The 23,012-nt window shown below is 71.7% G+C and carries 24 protein-coding genes; 14 read left to right on the top strand and 10 right to left on the bottom strand.

Annotation, left to right across the window (positions count from 1 at the left end; genetic code table 11):
- From ACWC21_RS40235 to ACWC21_RS40220, 4 genes are all read left to right on the top strand, one after another.
- The coding region (locus ACWC21_RS40235) for a hypothetical protein (protein WP_450889651.1) at positions 1–233 on the top strand (233 nt) is incomplete at its 5' end.
- Between the two features lie 91 nt (positions 234–324).
- A complete protein-coding gene (locus tag ACWC21_RS40230) occupies positions 325–720 on the top strand; it encodes a hypothetical protein (protein ID WP_450889650.1) in 396 nt (131 codons plus the stop codon).
- 142 nt (positions 721–862) lie between these two features.
- A complete protein-coding gene (locus tag ACWC21_RS40225; RefSeq protein ID WP_450889648.1) occupies positions 863–1,999 on the top strand; it encodes a pentapeptide repeat-containing protein in 1,137 nt (378 codons plus the stop codon).
- Between the two features lie 108 nt (positions 2,000–2,107).
- Positions 2,108–2,893: a calcium-binding protein gene (locus tag ACWC21_RS40220; RefSeq protein WP_450889647.1), complete on the top strand. Its 786-nt coding sequence runs from the start codon at positions 2,108–2,110 to the stop codon at positions 2,891–2,893.
- A gap of 365 nt (positions 2,894–3,258) precedes the next feature.
- Here ACWC21_RS40220 and ACWC21_RS40215 read toward each other — a convergent pair whose 3' ends face one another.
- On the bottom strand, positions 3,259–4,020 hold the full coding sequence (locus tag ACWC21_RS40215; protein WP_450889645.1) for a phosphoglyceromutase: 762 nt from the start codon (positions 4,018–4,020) through the stop codon (positions 3,259–3,261).
- Between the two features lie 155 nt (positions 4,021–4,175).
- On the opposite strand from ACWC21_RS40215, the gene ACWC21_RS40210 reads away from it, so the two are divergent.
- Complete coding sequence (locus tag ACWC21_RS40210) at positions 4,176–5,435, top strand: MDR family MFS transporter (protein WP_450889643.1); 1,260 nt, start codon at positions 4,176–4,178, stop codon at positions 5,433–5,435.
- Between the two features lie 12 nt (positions 5,436–5,447).
- Here ACWC21_RS40210 and ACWC21_RS40205 read toward each other — a convergent pair whose 3' ends face one another.
- Entirely contained in the window at positions 5,448–5,924 is a 477-nt protein-coding gene (locus ACWC21_RS40205) for a DUF2000 family protein (RefSeq protein ID WP_450889641.1), read from the bottom strand.
- 7 nt (positions 5,925–5,931) lie between these two features.
- Between ACWC21_RS40205 and ACWC21_RS40200 the strand changes: the two genes are divergently transcribed.
- On the top strand, positions 5,932–6,729 hold the full coding sequence (locus ACWC21_RS40200; RefSeq protein ID WP_450889660.1) for an AraC family transcriptional regulator: 798 nt from the start codon (positions 5,932–5,934) through the stop codon (positions 6,727–6,729).
- Here ACWC21_RS40200 and ACWC21_RS40195 read toward each other — a convergent pair.
- Complete coding sequence (locus tag ACWC21_RS40195; RefSeq protein ID WP_450889640.1) at positions 6,708–8,363, bottom strand: glycosyl hydrolase family 28-related protein; 1,656 nt, start codon at positions 8,361–8,363, stop codon at positions 6,708–6,710. The two genes, ACWC21_RS40200 and ACWC21_RS40195, sit on opposite strands and share 22 nt — an antisense overlap.
- Before the next feature lie 268 nt (positions 8,364–8,631).
- Between ACWC21_RS40195 and ACWC21_RS40190 the strand changes: the two genes are divergently transcribed.
- The gene (locus ACWC21_RS40190) at positions 8,632–9,111 is read left to right on the top strand and encodes a hypothetical protein (RefSeq protein ID WP_450889639.1); all 480 of its coding nucleotides are present in this window, start codon (positions 8,632–8,634) and stop codon (positions 9,109–9,111) included.
- Between the two features lie 34 nt (positions 9,112–9,145).
- On the opposite strand, the gene ACWC21_RS40185 is transcribed toward ACWC21_RS40190, so the two are convergent.
- Together ACWC21_RS40185 and mshA are read right to left on the bottom strand one after the other, a co-directional pair.
- Positions 9,146–9,649, bottom strand: coding sequence for a YbjN domain-containing protein (locus tag ACWC21_RS40185; protein ID WP_450889637.1), 504 nt, complete (start codon positions 9,647–9,649; stop codon positions 9,146–9,148).
- Positions 9,642–10,979 carry a D-inositol-3-phosphate glycosyltransferase gene (mshA, locus tag ACWC21_RS40180; RefSeq protein WP_450889635.1) on the bottom strand — a complete coding sequence of 446 codons (1,338 nt, stop codon included), beginning with the start codon at positions 10,977–10,979 and terminating at the stop codon, positions 9,642–9,644. Before mshA ends, ACWC21_RS40185 begins: the two co-directional genes overlap by 8 nt.
- Before the next feature lie 265 nt (positions 10,980–11,244).
- Between mshA and ACWC21_RS40175 the strand changes: the two genes are divergently transcribed.
- The 3 genes from ACWC21_RS40175 to ACWC21_RS40165 all read left to right on the top strand — a co-directional run bounded on the left by ACWC21_RS40175 (position 11,245) and on the right by ACWC21_RS40165 (position 14,979).
- The gene (locus ACWC21_RS40175) at positions 11,245–12,030 is read left to right on the top strand and encodes a class I SAM-dependent methyltransferase (protein ID WP_450889634.1); all 786 of its coding nucleotides are present in this window, start codon (positions 11,245–11,247) and stop codon (positions 12,028–12,030) included.
- Positions 12,031–12,293: 263 nt separating this feature from the next.
- Positions 12,294–13,373, top strand: a complete 1,080-nt coding sequence (locus tag ACWC21_RS40170) for an NlpC/P60 family protein (RefSeq protein WP_450889633.1) — start codon at positions 12,294–12,296, stop codon at positions 13,371–13,373.
- A 295-nt stretch (positions 13,374–13,668) separates the two neighbouring features.
- Positions 13,669–14,979: a PP2C family protein-serine/threonine phosphatase gene (locus ACWC21_RS40165; protein WP_450889631.1), complete on the top strand. Its 1,311-nt coding sequence runs from the start codon at positions 13,669–13,671 to the stop codon at positions 14,977–14,979.
- Positions 14,980–15,345: 366 nt separating this feature from the next.
- Here ACWC21_RS40165 and ACWC21_RS40160 read toward each other — a convergent pair whose 3' ends face one another.
- From ACWC21_RS40160 to ACWC21_RS40145, 4 genes are all read right to left on the bottom strand, one after another.
- Entirely contained in the window at positions 15,346–15,690 is a 345-nt protein-coding gene (locus ACWC21_RS40160; protein ID WP_388791512.1) for a DUF2516 family protein, read from the bottom strand.
- A 99-nt stretch (positions 15,691–15,789) separates the two neighbouring features.
- Positions 15,790–16,389 (bottom strand): hypothetical protein, encoded by a 600-nt coding sequence (locus ACWC21_RS40155; protein WP_450889629.1) that lies wholly within the window; start codon positions 16,387–16,389, stop codon positions 15,790–15,792.
- Between the two features lie 77 nt (positions 16,390–16,466).
- A complete protein-coding gene (locus ACWC21_RS40150; protein WP_450889627.1) occupies positions 16,467–16,958 on the bottom strand; it encodes a helix-turn-helix domain-containing protein in 492 nt (163 codons plus the stop codon).
- Between the two features lie 592 nt (positions 16,959–17,550).
- Entirely contained in the window at positions 17,551–18,669 is a 1,119-nt protein-coding gene (locus tag ACWC21_RS40145; protein ID WP_450889626.1) for an FAD-dependent oxidoreductase, read from the bottom strand.
- 66 nt (positions 18,670–18,735) lie between these two features.
- Here ACWC21_RS40145 and ACWC21_RS40140 point away from each other — a divergent pair, with 66 nt between their 5' ends.
- From ACWC21_RS40140 to ACWC21_RS40130, 3 genes are all read left to right on the top strand, one after another.
- Positions 18,736–19,428 (top strand): TetR/AcrR family transcriptional regulator, encoded by a 693-nt coding sequence (locus tag ACWC21_RS40140; RefSeq protein ID WP_450889625.1) that lies wholly within the window; start codon positions 18,736–18,738, stop codon positions 19,426–19,428.
- Positions 19,429–19,551: 123 nt separating this feature from the next.
- A complete protein-coding gene (locus tag ACWC21_RS40135) occupies positions 19,552–20,406 on the top strand; it encodes an alpha/beta hydrolase (protein ID WP_450889623.1) in 855 nt (284 codons plus the stop codon).
- Between the two features lie 47 nt (positions 20,407–20,453).
- Positions 20,454–21,194, top strand: a complete 741-nt coding sequence (locus ACWC21_RS40130; RefSeq protein WP_450889621.1) for a VOC family protein — start codon at positions 20,454–20,456, stop codon at positions 21,192–21,194.
- A gap of 82 nt (positions 21,195–21,276) precedes the next feature.
- Here ACWC21_RS40130 and ACWC21_RS40125 read toward each other — a convergent pair whose 3' ends face one another.
- Entirely contained in the window at positions 21,277–21,900 is a 624-nt protein-coding gene (locus tag ACWC21_RS40125; RefSeq protein ID WP_450889619.1) for an RraA family protein, read from the bottom strand.
- Positions 21,901–22,055: 155 nt separating this feature from the next.
- Here ACWC21_RS40125 and ACWC21_RS40120 point away from each other — a divergent pair, with 155 nt between their 5' ends.
- Positions 22,056–22,922: a nitroreductase/quinone reductase family protein gene (locus ACWC21_RS40120; RefSeq protein ID WP_450889617.1), complete on the top strand. Its 867-nt coding sequence runs from the start codon at positions 22,056–22,058 to the stop codon at positions 22,920–22,922.
- The last annotated feature ends 90 nt before the right edge of the window (positions 22,923–23,012 follow it).

The following is a 23,012-nucleotide window of genomic DNA, read 5'->3' as shown; positions in this document are numbered from 1 at the left end:
TCCAGCACCCGCTTCTCCTCGCCGCGCTCATGCACCGCCGCGAGGAGCGCAACGAACCCCTGATCCAGCACCCCCTCCTGCTCGCCGCACTCATGCACCGCCGCGAGGAGCAGGGCGAGGAATCGATCATCCAGCACCCGCTTCTCCTCGCCGCGCTCATGCACCGCCGCGAGGAGCGCAACGAACCCCTGATCCAGCACCCCCTCCTGCTCGCCGCACTCATGCGCCGCTAAAGGAAGTGCGACACCCTGCCCTCCGACTGTTCGCAATCGCCGACATCGGAGGGCAGGCCCCGTACGGCAACCGAAGACTTGAGGAACCACAATGGCAGCTGAGTCCGGCGGAGAATCGAAACGGGATCCCCTGGAGGCCTTCATCGACGAGGTCTTCGAGGAAATGGTGCACGAGTCCGGAATTCCACATACCGGCACCGGTTTCAAGAACGTGAAGGACCCACTGGCGGGAGCCCTGATGGAAGCGGCCGTGGCATCCCTTTCCCGACCGCCCTCCGGTTCCTCGGAACTGGAAAGGCTCCTGTTCTCGCAGACCCTCGCGACCGCACTGGCGCAGTCCCTCGCCCCCGCCCTGGCGGACGTGCTGGCCTCGGAGATCATGAAGGTGCTGACGCATCACGCTGCGCCCCAGGGCGACGACACCCACGAAACCGGCGGCGGATCCGGCCGCGGCCACCGCGCTGCCGGCGGCAGCGGACGCTCCTGAGACGTCCCCCGGACAGCTACAAGCCCCTGCCTGCGCGGAGCCGCCGGCAGGGGGCTTGGAAACTCGTTCCAGGAAGCAACGGAACTCCACCGAGCGACAGACAGGTTGACCGGGTTCACCCCTGCCCTAAGATCCGATGTCCATGGGGGGATCCGTTCCTGGCCGTTCGCGTCCGACTCGCACCGTCGCCGCCGCGACGGCCGCCCTGGGCGGGCTCGCCGTACTGGGTGTTGTGCTCCTGATTCTTCCGCGGCTCGTGGTCGAGCACGATCTCGCCGGCGGCCACCTCGCCGCAGCGGACCGGTTGAACGCGGTGAACAACGTGCGCACCACGCTGCTGCAAGCGGTGGGCGGCGCGGTCGTGCTGTTCGGCGCCTACGCCACCTGGCGGCAGGTGCGCGTCAGCCAGGACGGGTTGGCTGCGACCCGGGAGGGACAGGTCACCGATCGCTTCAGCCGGGCCGTGGACCAGCTCGGCAGCGACAAGCTGGACGTACGCATCGGGGGCATCTACGCACTGTGGCGGATCGCCGACCATTCCGTCCGCGATCACGAGGCGGTCGTCTCCATCATGGCGGCGTATCTTCGGACCCACCTGCCCTGGCCGCCGCAGGAGCCGGGATCCCCGGCGGCGGACGTGTCGATCAATTCGGTGCGACCCTTGGAGACCCGCGCCGCGGATGCCCAGACAGCGCTGACGTGCCTCGGGGTCCTGCGCCGGGACCCCCGCCCGGACTGGCTGAACGTCAGCCTGACCGACCTTCGCAGAGCCGACTGTGACGGACTGTGGCTGCAGGGAGTCAACCTCGACGGCGCGTGCCTGGAGGCGGCCAGTGTCTACCAGGTCAACCTGAGCAGGGCGTCGCTGATAGCGGCCAACCTGCGTCATGCGGAACTGGGAACCTCGATCCTCCAGCAGGTCCGCTGCATCGGAGCCGACCTGCGCGGCGCGCGTCTGGTCAAGGCCGATATGCGGGAGGCGGACTTCTCGCGTGCGGACCTGCGGGAGGCCAATCTGCGCAAGGCACGCGCTGATGACGCCGTATTCGCCGGCGCGGACCTGCGGTCGGCCGACCTTCGAGGCTGCGACCTCAGCCGTGCGGACTTGCGGCAGGCGGAACTGGAGGGAGCACTGGCCAGCGACCTCACGGTCTGGCCGACCGGGTTCGACGTTCGGACGGCCGGAGTCGTCGTCACCGCGGACCCCGGCCCCGAACCGGACAATCCACAGCCGGCCGCCGCGATCACAAGGCAGGTTCCGCCTCTGCGGTCGGCCTGACGAACGCGAGGCGTCCGTCAGCGGAGACGTCGAAACAACGATGTGGTGAACCGTTGGCCAAGACCGTACGCTCCCTCTGACCAAAGAAGAACTCCGGGGGGAACGTTCATGCGCGCACCCATGCGCCTCGCCCTGCTCAGCACCAGCGTCGCACTCGTCGCCACCGCGATCGGCGCCACCGCCGCCCAGGCGGGAGACGGCGGCAGGGGCAACATCACGATCGACAAGGTCGTCGTCAACGGCGGCAAGCCGGTCGTGGTCGGTACCACCAAGGCGGTGTCCGCCAAGGTCTCCGTGACCGCGTCGGACGATTCGGGCATCGCCGAGACCACCTACATCAGCGCCTCCGGTCCGAAGCCGAACTTCGCGCAGATCTGGTACGACGACGGCGACATCACCTGCGCCAAGGTGAGCGCCACCACGTCGACCTGCACGGGCACGCTGACGTTCGACCCGCAGGCGTCGACCGGCTTCGTCGACAACAACGCGGCGGCCACCTGGGACCTCGGCACGCTCGTCTCCGCCCACGACTCCGACTACATCTACCGGGACGCGGCCACCACGTTCAAGGTGCAGCGCGCCTCGAAGCTGACGGTCGACGCCTCGCCGGAGCCGGTGCGGAAGGGCGGGACGATCACGGTCACCGGCAAGCTGTCCCGGGCCAACTGGGACGACAACGAGTACCACGGCTACACGAACCAGCCGGTGAAGCTGCAGTTCCGCAAGCAGGGCAGCACCACCTACAGCACGGTGAAGACGATCAGGTCCGACTCGACGGGCGACCTCAGGACGACCGTCACCGCCTCCACCGACGGCTACTTCCGCTACAGCTTCGCGGGCACGACGACGACCCCGGCGGCCAACGCGCCCGGCGACTACGTGGACGTCCGCTAGCCACGCGACGAGAACAACGGCGCCGTCCTATCGGGACGGCGCCGGAGCCCCGAAGAATCCGCCGCATGCGCCGTCCGCTGCCAGAACAGGGCACCCGAGGACGGGCGTTTCACGCAGTCGCGCAGGTGAGTCTGCGGCTCCTGCCGGTCCGTGGAACCGACCGGCCCCAGCCACGATGCACCTCTTCTCTGGCATCAGGCGGCTGCATGCTGTGCGCGCGGCACTGGCGCCGGCCGGGGCTGGAGCGGGGCGGGGAGAGGAGCCGGAGCCCGGAATGCTTACGGCCCTGACGGCCCAGAGACGGCCCAGACGCAAAGCCCCCTCCCAGCGGAAAAACCGCAGGAAGGGGGCTTACTCATGCGCGACTACTTCTTCTTGCCCTGGTTCTTGACCGCCTCGATGGCCGCCGCGGCCGCCTCCGGGTCGAGGTACTTGCCGCCGGGGGTGACCGGCTTGAAGTCGGGGGTCAGCTCGTAGTACAGGGGGATGCCCGTGGGGATGTTGAGGCCCGCGATGTCGGCGTCGGAGATGCCGTCGAGGTGCTTGACCAGGGCGCGGAGGCTGTTGCCATGGGCGGCGATCAGAACCGTGCGGCCGGCCAGGAGGTCGGGGACGATGCCGTCGTACCAGTACGGGAGCATGCGGATGACGACGTCCTTCAGGCACTCCGTCCTCGGGCGGAGCTCCGGGGGGATCGTCGCGTAGCGGGGGTCGTCCGACTGGGAGAACTCCGCGCCGTCCTCGAGCGGCGGCGGCGGGGTGTCGTAGGAGCGGCGCCACAGCATGAACTGCTCCTCGCCGAACTCGGCGAGGGTCTGCGCCTTGTCCTTGCCCTGCAGGGCGCCGTAGTGGCGCTCGTTCAGGCGCCAGGAACGGTGGACGGGGATCCAGTGGCGGTCGGCGGCCTCGAGGGCCAGCTGCGCGGTGCGGATCGCGCGCTTCTGGAGGGACGTGTGGACCACGTCGGGGAGAAGGTCGGCGTCCTTCAGGAGCTCGCCACCGCGGACTGCCTCCTTCTCGCCCTTCTCGTTGAGGTTGACGTCCACCCAGCCGGTGAACAGGTTCTTCGCGTTCCACTCGCTCTCGCCGTGGCGGAGGAGGATCAGCTTGTACGGTGCGTCGGCCATGTCCCAGAGCGTAATCCACGCATTCGGACCCATGCGTGGCCCGCCCGGAAGGCGGACAACCGGCCGTGCCGGTTAATTGGATGGCCCCCTCGTTCGCCCCGCTTGTAAGTTGTGTTCACGTCGTGAGCCGCTTACATGCTGGGGGATCCGAGTCCATGACCACCGCCGCCGCACGTCTCGGACGCGCCGCCCGCGAGACCGTCTCCGGTCTCCCCCGAGAGTTCTGGTGGCTGTGGACCAGCACCCTGGTCAACCGGCTCGGGGCGTTCGTGGCGACGTTCATGGCGTTGTACCTCACCATCGACCGGGGGTACTCCGCGTCGTACGCCGGTCTGGTCGCCTCCCTGCACGGGCTCGGCGGGGTGGTCTCCTCGATAGGCGCGGGCGTCGCCGCCGACCGGCTGGGGCGGCGGCCGACGATGCTGGTCGCCCAGGTGTCCACGGCCGGGTCCGTGACGCTGCTGGGCTTCGTGAGCGATCCCGTCGCCATCGCCGGCGTCGCCTTCCTCGTCGGCATGGCGTCGAACGCGTCCCGGCCCGCGGTGCAGGCCATGATGGCCGACATCGTCCGGCCGGAGGACCGCGTCCGGGCCTTCTCGCTCAACTACTGGGCGATCAACCTCGGGTTCGCCGTCTCCTCCATGGCCGCCGGTTTCGTCGCCGAGGTCAGCTACCGGGCGGGCTTCCTCATCGAGGCGGGGATGACCCTGGTGTGCGCGCTCGTCGTCTTCGCCCGGCTGCCGGAGTCGCGGCCCGCGCCCGCCGCCAAGGAGAGCAGGGCCGACGTCGGTCTGGGGACCGTGCTGCGCGACGGGCGGTACATGTCCGTCGTGGGGCTGTCGTTCCTCGTCGCGCTGGTCTTCCAGCAGGGCTCGGTCGGTCTGCCGGTGGCGATGGGGTCGGCCGGGTTCTCGTCCGCGGACTACGGCATGGCGATCGCCGTCAACGGTGTGCTGATCGTCGCGCTGCAGATCCCCGTCACGCGGTTCATCGAGCACCGGGACCCGCGCACCCTGCTCGTGGTCTCCTCCCTGCTGGCCGGGTACGGCTTCGGGCTCACCGCCTTCGCCGGGTCGGTCGGCGTCTACGCCCTCACCGTCTGCGTCTGGACACTGGCCGAGATCGTCAACGCCCCCGTGCAGACCGGGCTGGTCGTGCGGCTCTCGCCGGTGCACGGACGGGGCCGCTACCAGGGCATGTACACCCTGTCCTGGTCGGTGGCCGCGCTGGTCGCCCCGCTGATGTCGGGCGCCGTGATCGACCGTCTGGGCGCGGAGTGGCTGTGGGGGATGTGCGCGCTGGTGGGTACCGTCGCGGCCCTGGGGTACGGGCTGCTCGCGCGTCGGCTGCCGCGGGAGCGTGACCTCGTCCCGGCGGTCGCCAGGGACGCCGGGAACGAGGTCACGGCCACCTGACGGCACCCGCCCTCACGGGTGCAGCCGCGCCCCCTTCACCACCTTGTCCACCGCGTTCCTCGGCCCGTACACCGCGAGCCCCACCAGGTCGAGGTCCCCCGTCCCCACGGCCCTCACGGCCGCGCGGTTGTCGCGGTCGTTGCCGGTGGCGAAGAGGTCGGAGGTGAACAGGGCGCGGGGCAGGGCGCGGGAGAGGGCCCGGGCGTGCGCCGCGGTCAGCGTCTCCTTCGTGGCCTCGAAGACCAGCACCGGCTGGCGGAACATCGGCAGGTACGGCACCCCGTCGGCGTCCTCGTACGGCTCTCCGATGACCTCGGGGACCGTCGTGCCGAGGCCGCTGACCAGGAAGGAGGTGACGTTGAGGCGCTGCCAGGGTTCCAGGTCCTCGCGGAGCAGCACGGCGATCTTGGTGTCGAAGCGGAGGGGTTCACTGTCCATGCGACGAGACTGCCGAGTTCCGCACTCGCCCGTCTTGTACGTTCTTTGCATGACCGGCATGACCGCCCGGCAGGAAGTGAGCGCGTGGCGCCCCCGCGTCCCGGGTGTCACCGAGGTCTTCCACGCCCGCTTCACCGAGTACGCCTACCCGATGCACGTCCACGACGCCTGGACGCTGCTCATCGTGGACGACGGGGCCGTGCGGTACGACCTGGAGCGGCACGAGCACGGCACCCCGCACGACACGGTCACCCTGCTCCCGCCGCACGTGCCGCACAACGGCTCCCCGGCGACTCCGGGCGGTTTCCGTAAGCGGGTGGTGTACCTGGACAGCAGCCGGCTGGGCGAGGAGCTGATCGGGGCCGCCGTGGACGGGCCGGATCTCAGGGATCCGGTACTGCGGCTGCGCGTCGGGCAGTTGCACTCCGCCCTCGCCCGGCCGGGCGACGAGTTGGAGGCGGAGAGCAGGCTCACCCTGGTCGGGGAGCGGCTGCAGGACCATCTGCGGCGCGGGAGCGAGGTACGGCGGGCCCTCCGCTGTCCGGGACTCGTCCGGGAGCTGCGGGAGTTGCTGGACGCCCGGGTCGTCGCGGGGGTCTCGCTGGAGGAGGCGGCGGGGCTGCTGCACGCCCATCCCGCGCATCTGGTCCGGGCGTTCAGCGGTGCGTACGGCATCGCGCCGCACCAGTACCTGATGTCCCGCCGGGTGGACCGGGCCCGCCGGCTGCTGCTGGACGGGCTGCCGCCTGGTGAGGTGGCGGCGGTGGCCGGGTTCTACGACCAGGCGCACCTCACCCGGCATTTCAGGAGGCTGGTGGGCGTGACTCCGGGGCGCTACCGGAGCAGGGCGCGCTGAGCCTCGTACAGGTTGCGGGGGCGGACGGTGTCCGTCGTGGGGTACAGCTCCAGTCGGCTGTGCAGGTCGCCGGTGAAGTCGGGTACGTCGATCTGGTCGAACTCGGTGCACTCGTCGACGCCGACGGTGGCGCTGTAGGGGGCGAGGCCGTCGATCTTCATCAGGCCGGCGCGGTGGTTGGTGACGCGGATGTTCCAGTGGGTGAACCGGGCGCCGAACAGCGGCCCGGCGTTCGCGTCGCCGCCGTGGCGGCCGTTGTTGTCGACGGTGATGTCGGTGCGGACGTTGGCGAAGGGCAGGCCGCGGTGGGAGTCGAAGGTGCCCATCTGCATCTCGCCGTGCGACCAGACGTTGTAGGAGGAGAGGCCCTCGACGTTGATGCCGTGGAGTTGGGTGTCCGTGCGGGCGGGGACCGTGCGCTGTTCGAGGGTGAAGTCCTCGACGAGGTTGTCGTGGGAGCCCTCGCGGCAGAAGTACGGGTGGTGTTCGCCCCGGCCGCCGACCCGGGTGCGGCGCAGGGTGCAGGAGGAGGCGGCGACCAGTCCGAAGCCGTTGTCGACGTTGCGGACGGTGACGTCGTCCGCCCAGCAGTCGTACGCGCACTGGAGGACGACCCCGTTGTAGCCCTTGTCGAGGAGGTGCGGGGACTGCGGGGTCTCCATCACCTCCAGGGTGAGTCCCTCGACTCCCGCGCCGGTCAGCTCCCTTACGTGGGTGGTGAACTGCGGGTTCCACTCGGGGCGCAGGTCCAGGGGGAGCGGGCGTTCCAGGGTGACCCGGCGGCCGTGGACGTGTGCGATGCGGACGGGCCACTCGTAGGGGACGTAGGACAGCAGCTTGGTCTTGTCGTCCCAGTAGTACGCCGCGGGGCCCGGTCCGCCGCCGGCCATGTGCTGCAGCAGGGTGTGGGCGGTGTCGTCGGCGATGCGCAGCAGGACCAGCCGGCCGGGGTACAGCCGGGAGGCGTCGGCGACGGTGACCGTCCAGTCGCCCTGCCGGGCGGGCCTCACGGGTGTGAGGGTCGTCCACTCGTCCCGTTCGTTGCCGGTCCAGCCCTCGAAGGGCCAGGCCTGTGCCTTGATGGCGGTGACCAGGGAGTCCCAACGGGCTCTCGGGGCGAGCCAGATGAGGCCGCCCGCCCATGACCAGGACGATTTGGTGCCGCCGTAGCGGGAGCCGTAGGCGCCGATCAGTTCGGTGAGGTTCTTCGTGGCGTACAGCGTGGTGCGGGAGCTTCCGGCGCCGCGCAGGACGACGTTGTCGTAGCCGATCTGGATCAGGCCGTCGATGCGGAAGGTGCCGGGCGGGATGGTGACCGTGCCACCGCCGGCCCTTCCGGCGGCGGCGATGGCACGGTTGATCGCGGGGGCGCAGTCGGTGGTTCCGTCGGGTACGGCGCCGAAGCGGGTGACGTCGGCGACGACGCGCGGGCGGGGGAAGAGGGTGGCCCCGGCGCGGTAGCCGGCGCGGCCGACGTAGGGGATCTGGGGGTGGGTGAAGGGGGTGCGGGTGAACTCCTTCCAGAGGGTGGGGACCTCCCTCGTCGTGGCTGCCGCCGTGCCGGTCGTCGCGGTGAGGGCCACGGCGGTGGCCCCGGCGAGGAGTGTCCGTCTGCTGACGTGCCCGTGGTTCATGTTCAGCCACCCCTTTACATTCATCCATATGAACGTCGTTCAGGATTGCGTCGGCGTGAGCATGCCATCGCATCCCCCTGGGGGGAAGTGGTCTCGCAAGGATCAACCGATCGGACCGTTGTCCATCTATCTGACCAACCCTTCGGCAAATCAACGGAAGCCCCCCGTCCGGTGATCAGCGCGCGCTAGCGTCCCCGCCATGGATGACACACAGAAAGCAGATGACACACAGAAAGCACGGGAACCGCAGACTCCTCGCGATCCATCCATGAAGACCCGCTCGTTGCCGCTCCGGCGTCTCGCGACCGCGGTCGCGGGTGCCGCGGCCCTGGTCGCCCTCAGCGTCGGCGTGGCGCTGGCCGCGTCGTCGGGCGACCACCCCGGCCCCCGGCAGCGGGTCACGAGCACCGTCCCGCCGGACTCGGGGTCCGGGGACCCGTCCGGGGAACCGTCCGGGGAACCGTCCGGGGACACCGACAGCGGCGGCACCGTGGGCGCCACCGGCGGCACCGACCCCTACCCGACGTCCACCTCACCGGACGACCCGGCCCCGACACCCGAACCCTCCGGCGACGGAAGCGGGACCACCCCTCCGGGCGACCTGGACGAGCTGAACCGGCGCATCACCGAACTCGACAAGAAGGTCGACCAGTTGCCGACCAAGAAGGAACTGGCCGACGCCCTGCGGGCGTTCGCCGACCAACTCGACAAGAGCGGCAGCACACAGCCCGAGCCGGACCCGTCCTAGGAGATGTCCGCCCCCGGCCCGTCCGGCCCCGGGGTCACTCGGCCGAGCGTCGCGTCAGGTGCTCGAACGCGTCCAGGTTGCGCGTCGACTCGCCGCGGGACACCCGCCAGGCGTACTCGCGGCGGATCGCGGAGGCGAAGCCGAGCTCCAGGAGGGTGTTGAAGCTGCCGTCGGCGGCCTCGAGGACCTGGCCGAGCAGGCGGTCGACCTCGTCGGCGGTGACGGCGGCCAGCGGCAGGCGGGCGGTGACGTAGACGTCGCCGAGCTGGTCGACGGCGTAACCGATGCCGTACAGCTTGAGGTTGCGCTCCAGCAGCCAGCGGTGGACGGCGGCCTCGTTCTCGTCCGGGTGGCGGATGACGAAGGCGTTCAGGGAGAGGGAGTGGCGGCCCACGAGGAGGGAGACGGTCGTCGACAGCTTGCGGGTGCCGGGGAGCTTGACGACGTAGTTGCCGGGCCCGGGGCTCTCCCACTCCAGCTCGGCGTCCTTCAGGAAATCCTCGATGACCTGCGTGGCCGCCTTCTGCGCATCACCCATGGTGGGAGCGTACGCGACGGCGGTGGGACTGCGTCGCGGCCGTGTAGACGTCGGCGGTGGCGGCGGCCGAGGCGTCCCAGCCGAAGCGTCGCGCGTGATGGGCGGCGGCCGAGCCCATGCGGGCCGTGAGCTCCGGGTCGTCCGCGAACCGGCCGAGCACGCGCGCGTAGTCGGCGGGTTCGTGGCCCTGTACGAGGAATCCGGTCTCCTCGTGCCGTACGGCCACGGGCAGTCCGCCGACCGCCGCCGCGAGCACCGGCGTCCCGGCCGCCTGCGCCTCTATCGCCACCAGGCCGAAGGACTCGCTGTAGGACGGCATGACCAGCACGGACGCGGCCCGGAACCAGTCGGCGAGCTGCTCCTGCCCGACGGGCGGGCGGAACCGTACGACATCGGCGATGCCCAGCCGCGCGGCGAGCTTCTGCAGGCCCTCCGGCTTGGCGAGGCCGCTGCCGCTGGGGCCGCCGACTATGGGCACGACGATGCGGGAACGCAGCTCGGGCCGCTCGTCGAGGAGGACGGCGACGGCCCGCAGGAGGACGTCGGGGGCCTTGAGGGGCTGTATGCGGCCGGCGAAGACGGGGATCAGGGCGTCCTGCGGGAGGTCCAGCCGGGCGCGGGCGGCGGCTCGGCCGTCGGACGGGCGGAAGCGGTCGAGGTTCACGCCCGGGTGGACCACGGCGACCTTGCCGGGGTCGGCCGCGTAGTGCCGGACGAGTTCGTCGGCCTCCTCCGCGGTGTTGGCTATCAGCCGGTCGGCGGCGGCCACGATCTGCGTCTCGCCGATGACCCGGGCGGCCGGTTCGGGGGTGTCGCCGTCGGCCAGGTTGGCGTTCTTGACCTTGGCCATGGTGTGCATGGCGTGCACCAGGGGGACGCCCCAGCGCTGGGCGGCGAGCCAGCCGACGTGTCCGGAGAGCCAGTAGTGGGAGTGCACCAGGTCGTAGTGGCCGGGACGGTGACCGGCCCAGGCCTGCATCACGCCGTGCGTGAAGGCGCACAGCTGGGCCGGGAGGTCCTCCTTGGCGAGGCCTTCGTAGGGGCCGGCGTCGACGTGCCGGACCAGGACGCCCGGGGCCAGTTCGACGCTGGGCGGGAGGCCGCCGGAGGTCGACCGGGTGAAGATCTCGACCTCGATGTTGATCGCGGCGAGGCGCTGCGCCAGCTCCACGATGTAGACGTTCATGCCGCCGGCGTCGCCGGTGCCGGGCTGGTGGAGCGGTGAGGTGTGCACGGAGAGCATGGCGACGCGGCGGGGCCTGCGGTGCAGCCTGAGCCGCGAGGGAGCCGCCACAGAGCGACGCCCGAGCCTGCTGACGTACTGGCTCACGTGGCGTTCCTCCTTGCTGCGGGCATGCCGGTCGGAGGACGCGCGGCACCCTCCCAGGGGATGCAACAGCGAAGGACGCCACTCCATTTCCCGGCCGTGCGGCTTTGCCCAATCATTGCCCGAACTCGATCAACCGTTCGAGGTCGGGCTGCGTGGACCACGGTCGGAGAACGGGTACCCCGTCACGCTTACCCTCGTACGCATGACAATCCGTGTGGCCGCCCTCCCCCACCCTCGGCATGGCTCGAGCGGGGGGACCCCCGTCGTGGGAACGGTGACGCGCGGGACGACGAACCCCAACCGGCTGCGCCGTATGGACCGCTGGATCGCCGCCACGCACGGCGCCGCGCTGCGCGGTGCGGCCGACCCGGTCGCCGTCGACCTCGGGTACGGGGCCGCGCCCTGGACGGCGGTCGAACTGCTCACCCGTCTGCGCACGGCAGCGCCACGCGCGCGTGTCGTCGGCATCGAGATCGAGCCCGCCCGGGTGGCGGCGGCCAAGCCGTACGAGCGGGAGGGACTGGCCTTCCGGCACGGCGGCTTCGAGATCCCCGTTCCCGGCCGGCCCCAGCTCATCCGGGCCGCCAACGTCCTCAGGCAGTACGACGAGGGCGAGGTGCCCGGCGTCTGGCAGCGGTTGTGCGCGCGGCTCGCCCCGGCGGACGGGCACACCCGGGGCGGGCTGCTGGTGGAGGGGACCTGCGACGAGGTCGGGCGGCGGCACGTGTGGGTCGCGCTCGGCCCGGAGGGGCCGCGGACGGTCACCTTCGCGACCCGGCTGGGGTCCCTCCACCGTCCGTCGGACCTGGCCGAGCGGCTGCCGAAGGCACTCATCCACCGCAATGTGCCGGGCGAGCCGGTGCACGCCTTCCTGCGTGACTTCGACCGGGCCTGGGCCGCCGCCGCGCCCTACGCCTCCTACGGGGCCCGCCAGCGCTGGGTCCGCGCGGTGCGGGACCTGACGGCCGACTGGCCGGTGACCGACTCGCCGGCCAGGTGGCGGCAGGGGGAAGTGACCGTGGCCTGGGCGGCGTTGGCGCCGCGGGGCTGAGTCCCCCGAAGGAGTCACCGAGGGAGCCGCCGAGGTCCGGGCCATCGGTCGGCCCCCGGCCCCGGCCCCGGCCCCGGCCCCGGCCCCGGCCCCCGGGAACGATCTCCGTGAGTCGTACGTCACAAAGGCGGGGAGATCGTCATGCCCGGAAGGGGAAGCGGGGAGGGACTCACCGGGCGCGGACCCTGTCGTTTTGCGCCGCGCCGTGGCACGATCCCCCAGGCACCAAGTTACTGACGGTTAATCAGTTTGGGGGCAGTGGTATGCACACGGGCAAGCGCGGTCTGCTCGCGGCTGCCGTGACCGTGGTCTGCGCGGTCACCGTACTGTCGGCGCCGGGCACGGCCTTCGCCAGTCCGGTACCGACACCCACGGCCTCCCCCAGCGCCTCCCCGGCCCTCCCGCCGGACAAGGACCTCGAGAAGGTCCGCGAGAAGCTCGACGACCTCTACCACGACGCGGCGGTGGCCACCGACGAGTACAACGCCGCCGAGGAGAAGGCCGACAAGCAGTCCGCCGAGATCGTCGAGCTGGCGAAGAAGATCGTCAAGGGCCAGAAGAAGCTGGACACGCTGAAGGACCGCGCCGGAGCCGCCGCCCGCGCCCAGTACCGCGGCGGCGGGCTGCCGGACGAGGCCCAGCTGATGCTGAGCGACGACCCGGAGCAGTTCCTGGACCGGGCCGGGCGGGTGCTGGAGGGTGAGCGGGCCACCAAGGGCCTGCTCGCGGAAATGTCCCGCACCCAGGCCGACTTGAAGGCTTACGCGAAGGACGCCTCCGACCGGTGGAACAAGCTGGAGGCGAACCGCAAGGCCAAGGCCGCCGCCAAGAAGAGGATCAAGCAGCAGATCGCGGCCGCCGAGAAGCTCGAGAACCGGCTGCAGAAGAAGCAGAAGGACGAGCTCGCCGAACTGGAGCGGCAGGCCGCGGCGAAGGCACAGACGGCCTGGCTGGACACCGGGGTCCTCGACGAGATCAAGGGCAAGGCGTCCGAGCAGGGCGAGAAGGCGGTCGCGTTCGCCACGCACCAGATCGGCAAGCCGTACGTGTGGGGCGCCGAGGGCCCCCGCTCGTACGACTGCTCGGGCCTGACCTCGCAGGCCTGGGCGGACGCCGGGCACCCCATCCCGCGCACCTCGCAGGAGCAGTGGAAGCAGCTCAAGCACGTCGACGTCGCGGACATGCGGCCCGGCGACCTGATCATCTACTTCCACGACGCGAGCCATGTGGCGATGTACGTGGGCGACGGCGCCATCATCCACGCCCCGCGCCCGGGACGAACGGTGACGCTCGCGGGGGCGGGATCCATGCCGATACTCGGGGTGGTACGGCCCGACGCATGAGGCAGATGACCGTAAGCATCCGGATTGCCCGAATGCTGACGTGATGTACGCCATGTGGCCCACCGCACGCCCAACAGCCGCCCAAACCCCGGCGGGACGTGAGCTTCGTCATTCCCGCCGCACCACCACCCTGTCCAACTGTGGTGGGTAAGGCGGCATATGACACGGGCTGCCTGCCGGGCGGCCCGGCTCACGCCATTCCGTTGCGGTGGCGAGTACCGCTATGGTCCCCACCGGGTGGGTCGAGGTCCCTCGCCCCGCCACGCCCTCGGGGGGAGGGAAGGAACCCAGGACGATGCCCGCACCCATACCGCGGCAGCGAGCGATCCCGGCCGCGGAGAGTGGTCAGGCGCAGACCGCCGCGCGCACCGCCGGCGGCCCCCACAAGGACGAGGCCGACCGCGGCGCGGCCGCCACCCACACCACCGCGGCCGACGCCGCGCTCACCCTGCTGCTGATCGAAAACGATCCCGCAGGTTCGCCGCTCGTGCCCGAACTGCTGGACTCGGCCGGCAAGCCGATCCGCGTGCGCACCGCCCGCAACCTCACCGAGGCCGAGCGGCTGCTCACCGACGACGTCAACTGCATCCTGCTGGACCTCGCGCTGCCCGCCCCCGGCGGCCGGGGCGGCGGCGACGAGCTCGCCGTACTGAGGCACGTGCTGGAGCTCGCGCCCCGGCACGCCGTGCTCGCGCTCACCGCCTCCGGTGACTCCGAACGCGGCGCCGAAGCCGTGCGCGTCGGCGCCCAGGACTATCTCTTCCGGGACGAACTGGACGGCCGGCTGCTCAGCCGCGCCATCCGCTACGCCGTCGAGCGCAAGCGGTCCGACACGGCCGAGCGGCGCCTGGCCGAGGGACGGGTGCGCGCCCAGGAGAACCGCCGGCTGGAGCGGGGCCTGCTGCCCACACCCCTGCTGGAGGGCTCCTCGCTCCGTTTCGCCGCCCGCTACCGGCCGGGCCGCTCGCGCGCCCTGCTCGGCGGCGACTTCTACGACTGCGTGCGCACGCCCGACGGCACCGTGCACGCCATGATCGGCGACGTCTGCGGCCACGGCCCCGACGAGGCGGCGCTCGGCGTGGAGCTGCGCATCGCCTGGCGCGCGCTGACGCTGGCCGGTCTGTGCGGAGACGAACTGCTGAACACGCTGCAGCAGGTGCTGGAGCACGAGCGCGCGGACGACGAGATCTTCGCCACGCTGTGCACGGTGGACATCTCCCCCGACGGCCGCCGCGCGGGCCTCTGCCTGGCCGGCCACCCCTCCCCGCTGATCGCCCGCCCCGGGCGGCCCGCGGAACTCCTGCCGTACGACAACAACGGCCCCGCACTCGGTCTGCTCCCCGGCGCCCGCTGGCCTCGGATGCAGGTGAAGCTGGGCGCCGAGTGGAGCCTGATGCTCTACACGGACGGCCTGATCGAGGGCCGGGTCGGCAAGGGCGGGGAACGCCTCGGTCAGGACGGCATGGTGGCGATGGTCCGCCGCCAGCTGGAGCGGGGCCTGACCGGCGAGGACCTGCTGCGGTCCGCGGTCAGCGAGGTCCGCGACCTCAACGGCGGGGAACTGACGGACGACGTGGCGGTGGTCCTGCTGGACCGGGTGCCGTAGCGCTGCCGCTGGGCTCTGCCGCGTGCCGGGCCCGGCGGCCCGCGTCGTACGGCCGGCGGCCGTCCGCCAGCGGCCGGACGCGGTGGCGGAACGCCGGCCGGCTGCGGCACGCGGAGACCGCACGAACCTGGTGGTGGTCGGCGACGCCTTCCTCGACCGGGACCCGGCCGATCGGGTGACCCACGGGAACGCGGCAGGGAACGGTTCCGCGGCCACACAAGCCGACGCGGGGCCGATGGTCCCGCCGGACCGGGCTCGCCGCTGGGACTCAACGCCCCGGCGTACGGTCCGCTCCGGCCGGGGCCGAACCGGCGCGGTCGGCGGGATCCGTGGCCTCGGCGGGCGGGGACGGAGGACTTCCGGGGGTCAGCGGCCGCCGTTGTACGGCCCGTACGGGCCGTCGCTGCTGCTGCCGCGGCGGCGGCCCCAGCCGCTGCCGCCGGAGACCTGCCGGAGCGCGGGACGCACGTCGACGATGTAGACGATGCTCGCGACCACGCCGGCGATCGGCAGGATGGACAGGATCGAGAACAGGTAGCTCACCACGAGCGCCAGGGCCAGGATGATCAGCCAGAACACCTTGTTCTGCTTGTCGGCCGCGCGGAAGGCGTCCTCGCGCCGGAACGCGGCGTCGAACAGCCCGAACGCGGCGAGGGCCATCAGGACGATCTTCAGCAGTCCCAAGAACCCCGCGAAGCCCAACATCAGCATGCTGCCACCGCCCGCTCTCTCCCGATCCCTACGCGGCCACCGTACCCGTAGAACGGGCCGGACACCCCAGGGGTGCCCGGCCCGTTCACGCGCCGTCGGTCACTTCGCGGGCGGCGTGGTCTTCTTGGCGGGGGTGGCCTTGCGGGCCGGCGCCTTCTTCGCGGCGGGCTTCTTCTCCGCGACGGGCTTGACGTCGGCCGGCGTGACGGGCTCCGCCACGGCGGGCTTGGACAGCGTCGGCTCGCCCTTCGGCTCGACGGCGACGGCCAGGTCCTCGATCTCCTCGGCGGCCTCGCCGCGCCAGGTGCGCACGGTCTGCTCACCGTGCTCGGCGACCTTCTCGTAGGTCTCGCGGGCCTTCACGGCGTACTCGGCGGCCACACCCACGCCACGCAGGGCGAGGTCCTGGGCGGACTCACCGAGCTTCTTCAGGTCGCCGTCGATGGTGCCGAAGAACTCGGTGACCTTGGTCTGGAAGCTCTCCTGCGCCTCCTTGGCCCGAGCTGCGGCCTTCTCCTGCACCGCCTTCGGGTCGGTGTTGCGCACGGCCTCGATGCGGGCCGGTGCCTCGGAGCGCAGCTGCTCGACCAGGGCGGGCACCCTCTTGGCCTGCTGGAGGGCCAGGTCGGCGGTACCGGCGGCGAAGTAGAGCGGAGTCGGGTCGCTGAGGGTCTTGCGCAGGTCGTCGGTGATGGCCATGGTGATGGTCCTCCCGGATTCACGTTCGGCTGAGGGTTTTGGGGTCCGCGGCAGTGCGGCCAGTGCCCTGGTCCGGCTCAACTGGCCGTCTGCTGCGGATCTGTGCCGGCGACGGCGTCGTTGCCGTCGGCCGTGCGGGTGCCGCGCACGGCGCCGGCACCGCTCGCGATGTCCTCTTCCGTGCTCTCCTCACCCGCGGTGTCGATCCCGAACCCGTTCTCTTTCCGAAAGGACTCGTAGATCTGCAGGAGCACCTGCTTCTGCCGCTCGTTCAGCGTGGGATCGGCGAGGATGACGGCACGCGTCGCACCTTCGCGCCGGCGCTCCTCCCCGTCCCGCTCGGCGTCGAGGATCCCGGCCCGCACGTACAGCGTCTCGGCGGAGATCTGCAGCGCCTTGGCGACCTGCTGCAGCACATCCGCGCTCGGCTTGCGCAGCCCGCGCTCGATCTGGCTCAGATACGGATTGGACACCCCGGCGGCATCGGCGAGCTGCCTGAGCGACAGCTGGGCGTTTCGCCGCTGCTCGCGCAGGTACTCACCGAGATTGCCGACGTTGAGCGATGCCATGCCTCCACCTTGCCCCACCCCTGCTAACTATTGCAAGCACCTGCTTGCAATAGTGCGCCGTGTCACGAACGCGAAGGAGCCGGCGCGGTTCCCGGCAGTGGACCCGCCGTTCTTCGACGGCTTCCCCCGACGAAAGCAGAGGGTGGGCGTCGCCGGTCGTCCAGGGGCGGCAGGCGGGTGGCTGGTGGGCGACGCCCGCGCCGCCTCCGAGCCCCTTGCCATGACGATCCACGGCCGGCCGGAGGACGCGCCCACCACCCACCGCCTTGCCGTGCACCGCATCGCGCAGGAAGCCCTGACCAACGCCCGCAAGCACGCCGAAGGCGCCCCGGTGACCATGACGATCGACTACCGGGCGCCGGCCACGCTGGTGGAGGTCACCAACCCCGCCGGTCGCCCCCGGGCCGGCGGCCGCCGTCGGCTCCGGCTACGGGCTCGTGGGCCTGCGCGAACGCGTCGGCGCCCTCGGCGGCCATCCGACCGTGGGACCGGTCGGCGGGGGCTCCTGGCGCCTGGCCGCCCGCATCCCCCACCCGGCCGGCGCGGAAGAGCACGGAACTCCGGCAAGGCAGGACACCGACGCGCTCGGCGGTCAGGACGGCTGGACCTCGTCGAAGTGGGCGACGGCTTCGGCGGGGTCAGTGCTCACGAGGCGTTCCAGACCGGCCGTCGTGATCCTGGCCCACCTGCCGGCCCGTGCCCACATCCGTTCCTCGAAGGCGCGGACGGCGTCGTCCAGGTCTCCGGGGCGGCCGGCGACGGACTCGGCGAGCTCGGCGCCCTCCAGCATCGCGAGGTTGGCGCCCGCCCCCAGCGGGGGCATCAGGTGGGCGGCGTCGCCCAGGAGCGTCACCCCGGGGACGTGGGTCCAGGTGTGGGACACGGGGAGGGTGTACAAGGGGCGGTGGACGAAGGCCGTGCCGTGGCGGAGGAGGTCCCGGACGGGAGCGGCCCAGCCGTCGAACAGGGCCAGCAGGCTCGATCGCACGGCCTCGACGTCGGCCGGGTCCAGGTTCGCGTGCCAGTCCAGTGGCGCGCGGAACTTGGCGTACACCTTGACGTGGCCGCCGCTGTTGCGCTGGGCGACCAGTGAGCGGTTCACCCCGTACACGGACACGGAACCGTCACCGATCAACCGGGCGAGGCCGGGGTGGCGGATGTCGACCTCGTCGAGGGAGGTCTCCACCGAGGTGACGCCGGTGTAGTGGGGCGTCACCGACGAGAGCGCCGGGCGGACCCGGGACCAGGCGCCGTCCGCGCCGACCACGAGGTCGAACGCCTCCTCCCGTCCGTCCGCGAAACGGACCAGTACGCCGTCCCGCGTCCCCGGCACCACCTGCGTCACACCGCGCCCCCACTGGACGTCGAGGGGACCGAGCAGCAGGTCACGGAGTTGCCGGCGGTCGATCTCGGGGTTGGCCCGGTCGTCCGGTCGGGGGTGCCAGTCGCGCAGGACGGTCCCGTCCGTGTCCAGGATGCGCATGGCCTGACCCTCGGGCCGGGACAGCGCCTGGAACTCCGCCAGCAGCCCCGCCTTGTCCAGGGCGAGCTGCCCCAGCCCTTCGTGCAGGTCAAGCGTGCCGCCCGGGGGGCGGGCGTCGGGGGCGGGATCGCGTTCGAGGACGGTGACGGGGTGGCCATGGCGGTGCAGGACACGGGCGAAGGCAAGACCACCAGGGCCGCCACCGACCACTGCGATGCGATGTCTCATGTCGATACACTGTATTGCCACGTGACGATGTATCGCAACGGTGTGTCGCAACAGTACGATGCGGCCATGACTGTGTGGGACCGGCCGGAGCCGCCGGCCCGCCCCGTGCCGCTCGACCGGGAGCGGATCGTCGCCGCCGCCGTCGCGCTGGCCGACGAGGGCGGGCTGGAGGCGGTGTCGTTGCGCAAGGTCGCCGGGCGGCTGAACGCCGGCCCGATGCGGCTGTACGGGTACATCTCCACCAAGGAGGAGCTGTTCGACCTCATGGTGGACGAGGTCCAAGCCGAGATCCTCCCCGAGGAGCGGCCCGGAGACTGGCGGGAGGCGCTGCGCGTCCTCGCCCACCGCACCAGACGGGCCGCCCTGCGTCACGAATGGCTGGCCGACCTGCTCGGCGGCCGCCCGGCCCTGGGCCCGAACGGCCTCGCCGTGACCGAGGCCACGCTGGCCGCCCTCGACGGTCTCGCCGACGTGGACACCGTCATGCGCGCCGTGGAGACCGTCAGCGCCTACTTCACCGGCGCGATCAGGCGCGAGATCGCGAACCTGCGGGCCGAGCGCGCCACGGGCCTGTCCAAGCGCGACTGGCAGCGCGCCCACGGCCCGCATGTGACAAGGATGCTGGCCACGGGCCGCTTCCCGGCACTGGCCAAGGCCGTCCACGACGGCACGGACGTGGACGCCGAGACATCCTTCGCGACCGGCCTGGAGTGGGTTCTCGACGCCGTGGCCGCCAGACTCTCCCGGCCGCCGGCCTGATGCTCGGCTCCTGCCCCCTTGGCCCAGCCTCTCGACCTAGCCTCTCGACCTAGCCTCTCGACCTTGCCCCTCGATCTTGCCCCTCGATCTTGCTCAGAAGATCGTTCTGTTGGACGCTGAGGCATGCAGAACCTGCCGACATTCGTCTTCGTTCACGGTGCCTTCGCGAATTCGTTCTCGTTCGCGCCACTGCAGGCCGAACTCGCCTTACTCGGGCATCGCTCGGCCGCGGTGGACCTTCCCGGGCACGGATTCGAGGCCACCTTCCCCGCCGCCTACCAGGCTCCCCAGGATCTCGACGCACTCGCCGCGGAACCGGGGCGCATCAAGGGAGTCACGCTCGCCGACAACGCCGCCCGGGTGATCGAGGTCCTCGAACGGGCCAGGCGGAACGGGCCCACCGTCCTCGTCGCCCACAGCCGGGGCGGCATCACGGCCACCGCCGTCGCCAACGCCCGGCCCGAGCTCATCGACCGGCTCGTCTACGTCTCCGCCTGGTGCCCCGTCGATCTGGACGTCAGCGACTACTACGCCCAGCCGGAGATGGCGGATGCCGACGCGGGAGCCTTCGCCGCCACGCTGGTCGGGAACCCGGCCGAACTCGGTCTGCTCCGCACCAACTTCCGCACCGCCGGGCCGACGGCGCTCGCCGCGTTCAAGCGGGCGTTCGCCGCCGACCTCACCGACGACGAGTTCCGGACCTTCCTGAACACCTTCCAGCCCGACGAGAACCTCGACGTCGGTACGTCCGCCGACCGGGCACAGGCCGCGACCTGGGGCCGGATACCCAGGACCTACGTGCGCCTGACCGCCGACGCCGGCATTCCCCCCGCCATGCAGGACCGCATGATCCGCGAAGGCGACGCGCTCACCCCCGAGAACCCCTTCGACGTCCGGACGCTCGAGGGGAGCCACCTGCGCTGGCTCGTCCACCCGCGGCCCGCCGCCGAACTGCTCGCCGGCCTCGTGGCGGGCTGACCCTCCACCGGGCGGGTCCGGCGGACCGGGCGCATAGGCTCACCGGCATGACGCTGCGACCCGTCCTGGTGAACATGAAGGCCCTCGACGACTCGGTGGTCGGCCGGTTCTGGGCGGAGGCGCTGGGCTGGCGGGCCGGGAGCGGGCAAGCCGGTGCGACCGCCGTTCTCCCCGACGGCTTCGACTGGCTGGACCCGGTCACCGTCTGCGTCGACGTCATCGCCGTGCCGGATCCCCGGACGACGACGAAGAACCGGGTGCACCTCGACCTCGCCACCACCTCCGCGGACCATCAGGCGGAGTTGGTGGCGCGCCTGAAGGCCCTCGGTGCGACGCCCGCCGACGTGGGCCAGGGCGACGTGCCGTGGACGGTCCTCGCCGACCCCGAGGGCAACGAGTTCTGCGTGCTGGAGCCCCGGGAGATCTACCGGGACACCGGGCCGATCGCCGCGGTGGTGGTCGACTGCGTGGATCCGCGGGCCATGGCCCGGTTCTGGGGCGAGGCGATCGACTGGACCGTGCACGAGGTGACCGACGAGCACGCGGCGTTGCGCTCCACCCGGGGTACCGGCCCGTATCTCGAGTTCCTCCGCACGCCCGACGTGAAGAGCGTGCCGGACCGTGTCCACCTCGACCTGGTGCCGGGCCCGGGTGACGACAAGGCAGCGGAGGTGGCCCGGCTGCGGTCCCTCGGCGCCACCGATCTCGACGTCGGCCAGGGCGACGTCCCGTGGACGTGCCTGATGGACCCGGAGGGCCACGAGTTCTGCGTCCTCGCCCGGTCCTGACCCGAAGCCCCGAACGCGCTACGGCCCTGCGCCCGGGCCCCGCGGCCACGACTCCGGGACAGCAGCGGCATCACCTCAGGGTTCAGCCCTCGAAGCCGTTCCCGGCGAGGATCATGCCGATCCGGGACCGGTGTGCCGCCTCCCAGGCGTCCAGGGTTTCGGCGGCCTCCTTGGTGAGCTTGGCCCGCGCGTCCGCCAGGACCTTCCGCCGGCGCCCGGCAGGGACGGTGACGACGCCCTCCTCGTCGGCGACCACCAGGTCCCCGGCGGCGACCCACACCCCGCCGCACCGCACCGGCCGGTTCAGCGGCCGTACGACGGACTTGGCACCGGGGATCGGGACGACACCCCGCGCGAAGACGGGGAAGCCCATCTCTCGGATCTCGCCGAGGTCGCGGACCAGCCCGTCGGCGACGAACCCCGCGATGCCGCGCCGCTGCGCCACCGCGCAGACGTTGCCGCCGGCCAGCGCGTACTCCAGGTCGCCCGACTCCACCACGATCACCGAGCCGGGCTCGGCACGGTGTATCGCCGCGTGCAGCATGAGGTTGTCACCGGGAGGGCAGCTGACGGTGTACGCCGGTCCGGCGAGGCGCGGCACCGGGCCCCACAGCGGTCGGATCCGGAAGTCCATCACCTGGGCGCGGCCCACGAGGTCGGCGAGCGTGGTGGTCGGGACGGACTGGAAGTCGGTGGCGTAGGTCATGGGGGCACGGTAGCGTCACCGCCATGACTGCCGGGTCGGCCTTGTGCCGTGAGCGAGTTGGGTGCCCGGCCTCTGAGTGAGGCCGCGGCGGGCCAGGAGCCCGCCTCTTCCTCTGCGTCCGCGAGAAACGCCAGCAGAGGAAGAAAAGAGAGACAGTGCCCAGCGACTTCGGACCGCACGACTTCAACCGCCGCGTCATCGACGAGTTCCGCGCGAACCACGGCCGCGTCGGCGGCCCCTTCGAGGGCGGCCGGCTGCTGCTGCTCACCACCACCGGCGCCCGCACCGGAACCCCGCACACCACCCCCGTCGGCTATCTTCCCGACGGCGGCGACCGCGTCCTGGTCATCGCCTCGGCGGGCGGCTCGCCCCGGCACCCGGACTGGTACCGCAACCTCCTCGCGCATCCGCGGGTGACCGTCGAGAGCGGCGTGTTCACCTACGAGGCGCGGGCCGTCGTCCTGGCCGGGGACGAGCGCGAGCAGGCCTTCGCGCGGGCGGTGGAGGCCGACCCGGGCTGGGCGGAGTACCAGCGCAGGGCCGGGCGGGTGATCCCGGTCGTCGCACTGGAGCAGATCGCCAAGGGCGGCCCGCCGCACATCGAGGCCGGCTCGCCGGGCGAGGCCATCAGACTGGTGCACGACGTCTTCCGCCGTGAACTTGCCCTGATACGGAAGGAGATGGCGAGTGGCGGCAGCTCACTCGGCGCGCAGCTGCGGGTCAACTGCCTCACGCTGTGCCAGGGTCTGGACAACCACCACGCCGGCGAGGACACCATGATGTTCCCGTTCCTCAGCGACCGGCACCCGGAGTTCGCCCCGGTCCGCGAGCGGCTGCGCCGGGAGCACGAACGGATCGCCGTGCTCGTCGAGGAGCTGCGCCGGGCGGTCGCCGCCGAGGACCGGGCCGGGGCGCGCGCCGAGGCCGTACGGCTGACCCAGGAGCTGGAGGCGCATCTGGCCTACGAGGAGGAGCAGTTGCTCCCCCTCCTCGACGGCACCGCCCGGCAGTCGTCGCGCTAGTGCTGCGACCGGAAAGGTTCACCGGCTCGCGACGCCCGGCACGGCACCTCGCCGCGTTGTCGCACCACCCGAGTACATCCAGTACGCGGG

The organism is Streptomyces sp. NPDC001348 (genome assembly GCF_053597535.1).
Note: the sequence above shows the minus strand (reverse complement) of the source record. Positions and strands in the feature narration are given on the sequence as shown.

Bases quoted from the DNA above. Each gene is read 5' to 3' on its own strand.
- ACWC21_RS40230 (WP_450889650.1), top strand. From the start codon at position 325: ATGGCAGCTGAGTCCGGCGGAGAATCGAAACGGGATCCCCTGGAGGCC.
- ACWC21_RS40225 (WP_450889648.1), top strand. From the start codon at position 863: ATGGGGGGATCCGTTCCTGGCCGTTCGCGTCCGACTCGCACCGTCGCC.
- ACWC21_RS40220 (WP_450889647.1), top strand. From the start codon at position 2,108: ATGCGCGCACCCATGCGCCTCGCCCTGCTCAGCACCAGCGTCGCACTC.
- ACWC21_RS40215 (WP_450889645.1), bottom strand. From the start codon at position 4,020: ATGGCCGACGCACCGTACAAGCTGATCCTCCTCCGCCACGGCGAGAGC.
- ACWC21_RS40210 (WP_450889643.1), top strand. From the start codon at position 4,176: ATGACCACCGCCGCCGCACGTCTCGGACGCGCCGCCCGCGAGACCGTC.
- ACWC21_RS40205 (WP_450889641.1), bottom strand. From the start codon at position 5,924: ATGCAAAGAACGTACAAGACGGGCGAGTGCGGAACTCGGCAGTCTCGT.
- ACWC21_RS40200 (WP_450889660.1), top strand. From the start codon at position 5,932: ATGACCGCCCGGCAGGAAGTGAGCGCGTGGCGCCCCCGCGTCCCGGGT.
- ACWC21_RS40195 (WP_450889640.1), bottom strand. From the start codon at position 8,363: ATGAACCACGGGCACGTCAGCAGACGGACACTCCTCGCCGGGGCCACC.
- ACWC21_RS40190 (WP_450889639.1), top strand. From the start codon at position 8,632: ATGAAGACCCGCTCGTTGCCGCTCCGGCGTCTCGCGACCGCGGTCGCG.
- ACWC21_RS40185 (WP_450889637.1), bottom strand. From the start codon at position 9,649: ATGGGTGATGCGCAGAAGGCGGCCACGCAGGTCATCGAGGATTTCCTG.
- ACWC21_RS40170 (WP_450889633.1), top strand. From the start codon at position 12,294: ATGCACACGGGCAAGCGCGGTCTGCTCGCGGCTGCCGTGACCGTGGTC.
- ACWC21_RS40165 (WP_450889631.1), top strand. From the start codon at position 13,669: ATGCCCGCACCCATACCGCGGCAGCGAGCGATCCCGGCCGCGGAGAGT.
- ACWC21_RS40160 (WP_388791512.1), bottom strand. From the start codon at position 15,690: ATGCTGATGTTGGGCTTCGCGGGGTTCTTGGGACTGCTGAAGATCGTC.
- ACWC21_RS40155 (WP_450889629.1), bottom strand. From the start codon at position 16,389: ATGGCCATCACCGACGACCTGCGCAAGACCCTCAGCGACCCGACTCCG.
- ACWC21_RS40150 (WP_450889627.1), bottom strand. From the start codon at position 16,958: ATGGCATCGCTCAACGTCGGCAATCTCGGTGAGTACCTGCGCGAGCAG.
- ACWC21_RS40145 (WP_450889626.1), bottom strand. From the start codon at position 18,669: ATGAGACATCGCATCGCAGTGGTCGGTGGCGGCCCTGGTGGTCTTGCC.
- ACWC21_RS40140 (WP_450889625.1), top strand. From the start codon at position 18,736: ATGACTGTGTGGGACCGGCCGGAGCCGCCGGCCCGCCCCGTGCCGCTC.
- ACWC21_RS40135 (WP_450889623.1), top strand. From the start codon at position 19,552: ATGCAGAACCTGCCGACATTCGTCTTCGTTCACGGTGCCTTCGCGAAT.
- ACWC21_RS40130 (WP_450889621.1), top strand. From the start codon at position 20,454: ATGACGCTGCGACCCGTCCTGGTGAACATGAAGGCCCTCGACGACTCG.
- ACWC21_RS40125 (WP_450889619.1), bottom strand. From the start codon at position 21,900: ATGACCTACGCCACCGACTTCCAGTCCGTCCCGACCACCACGCTCGCC.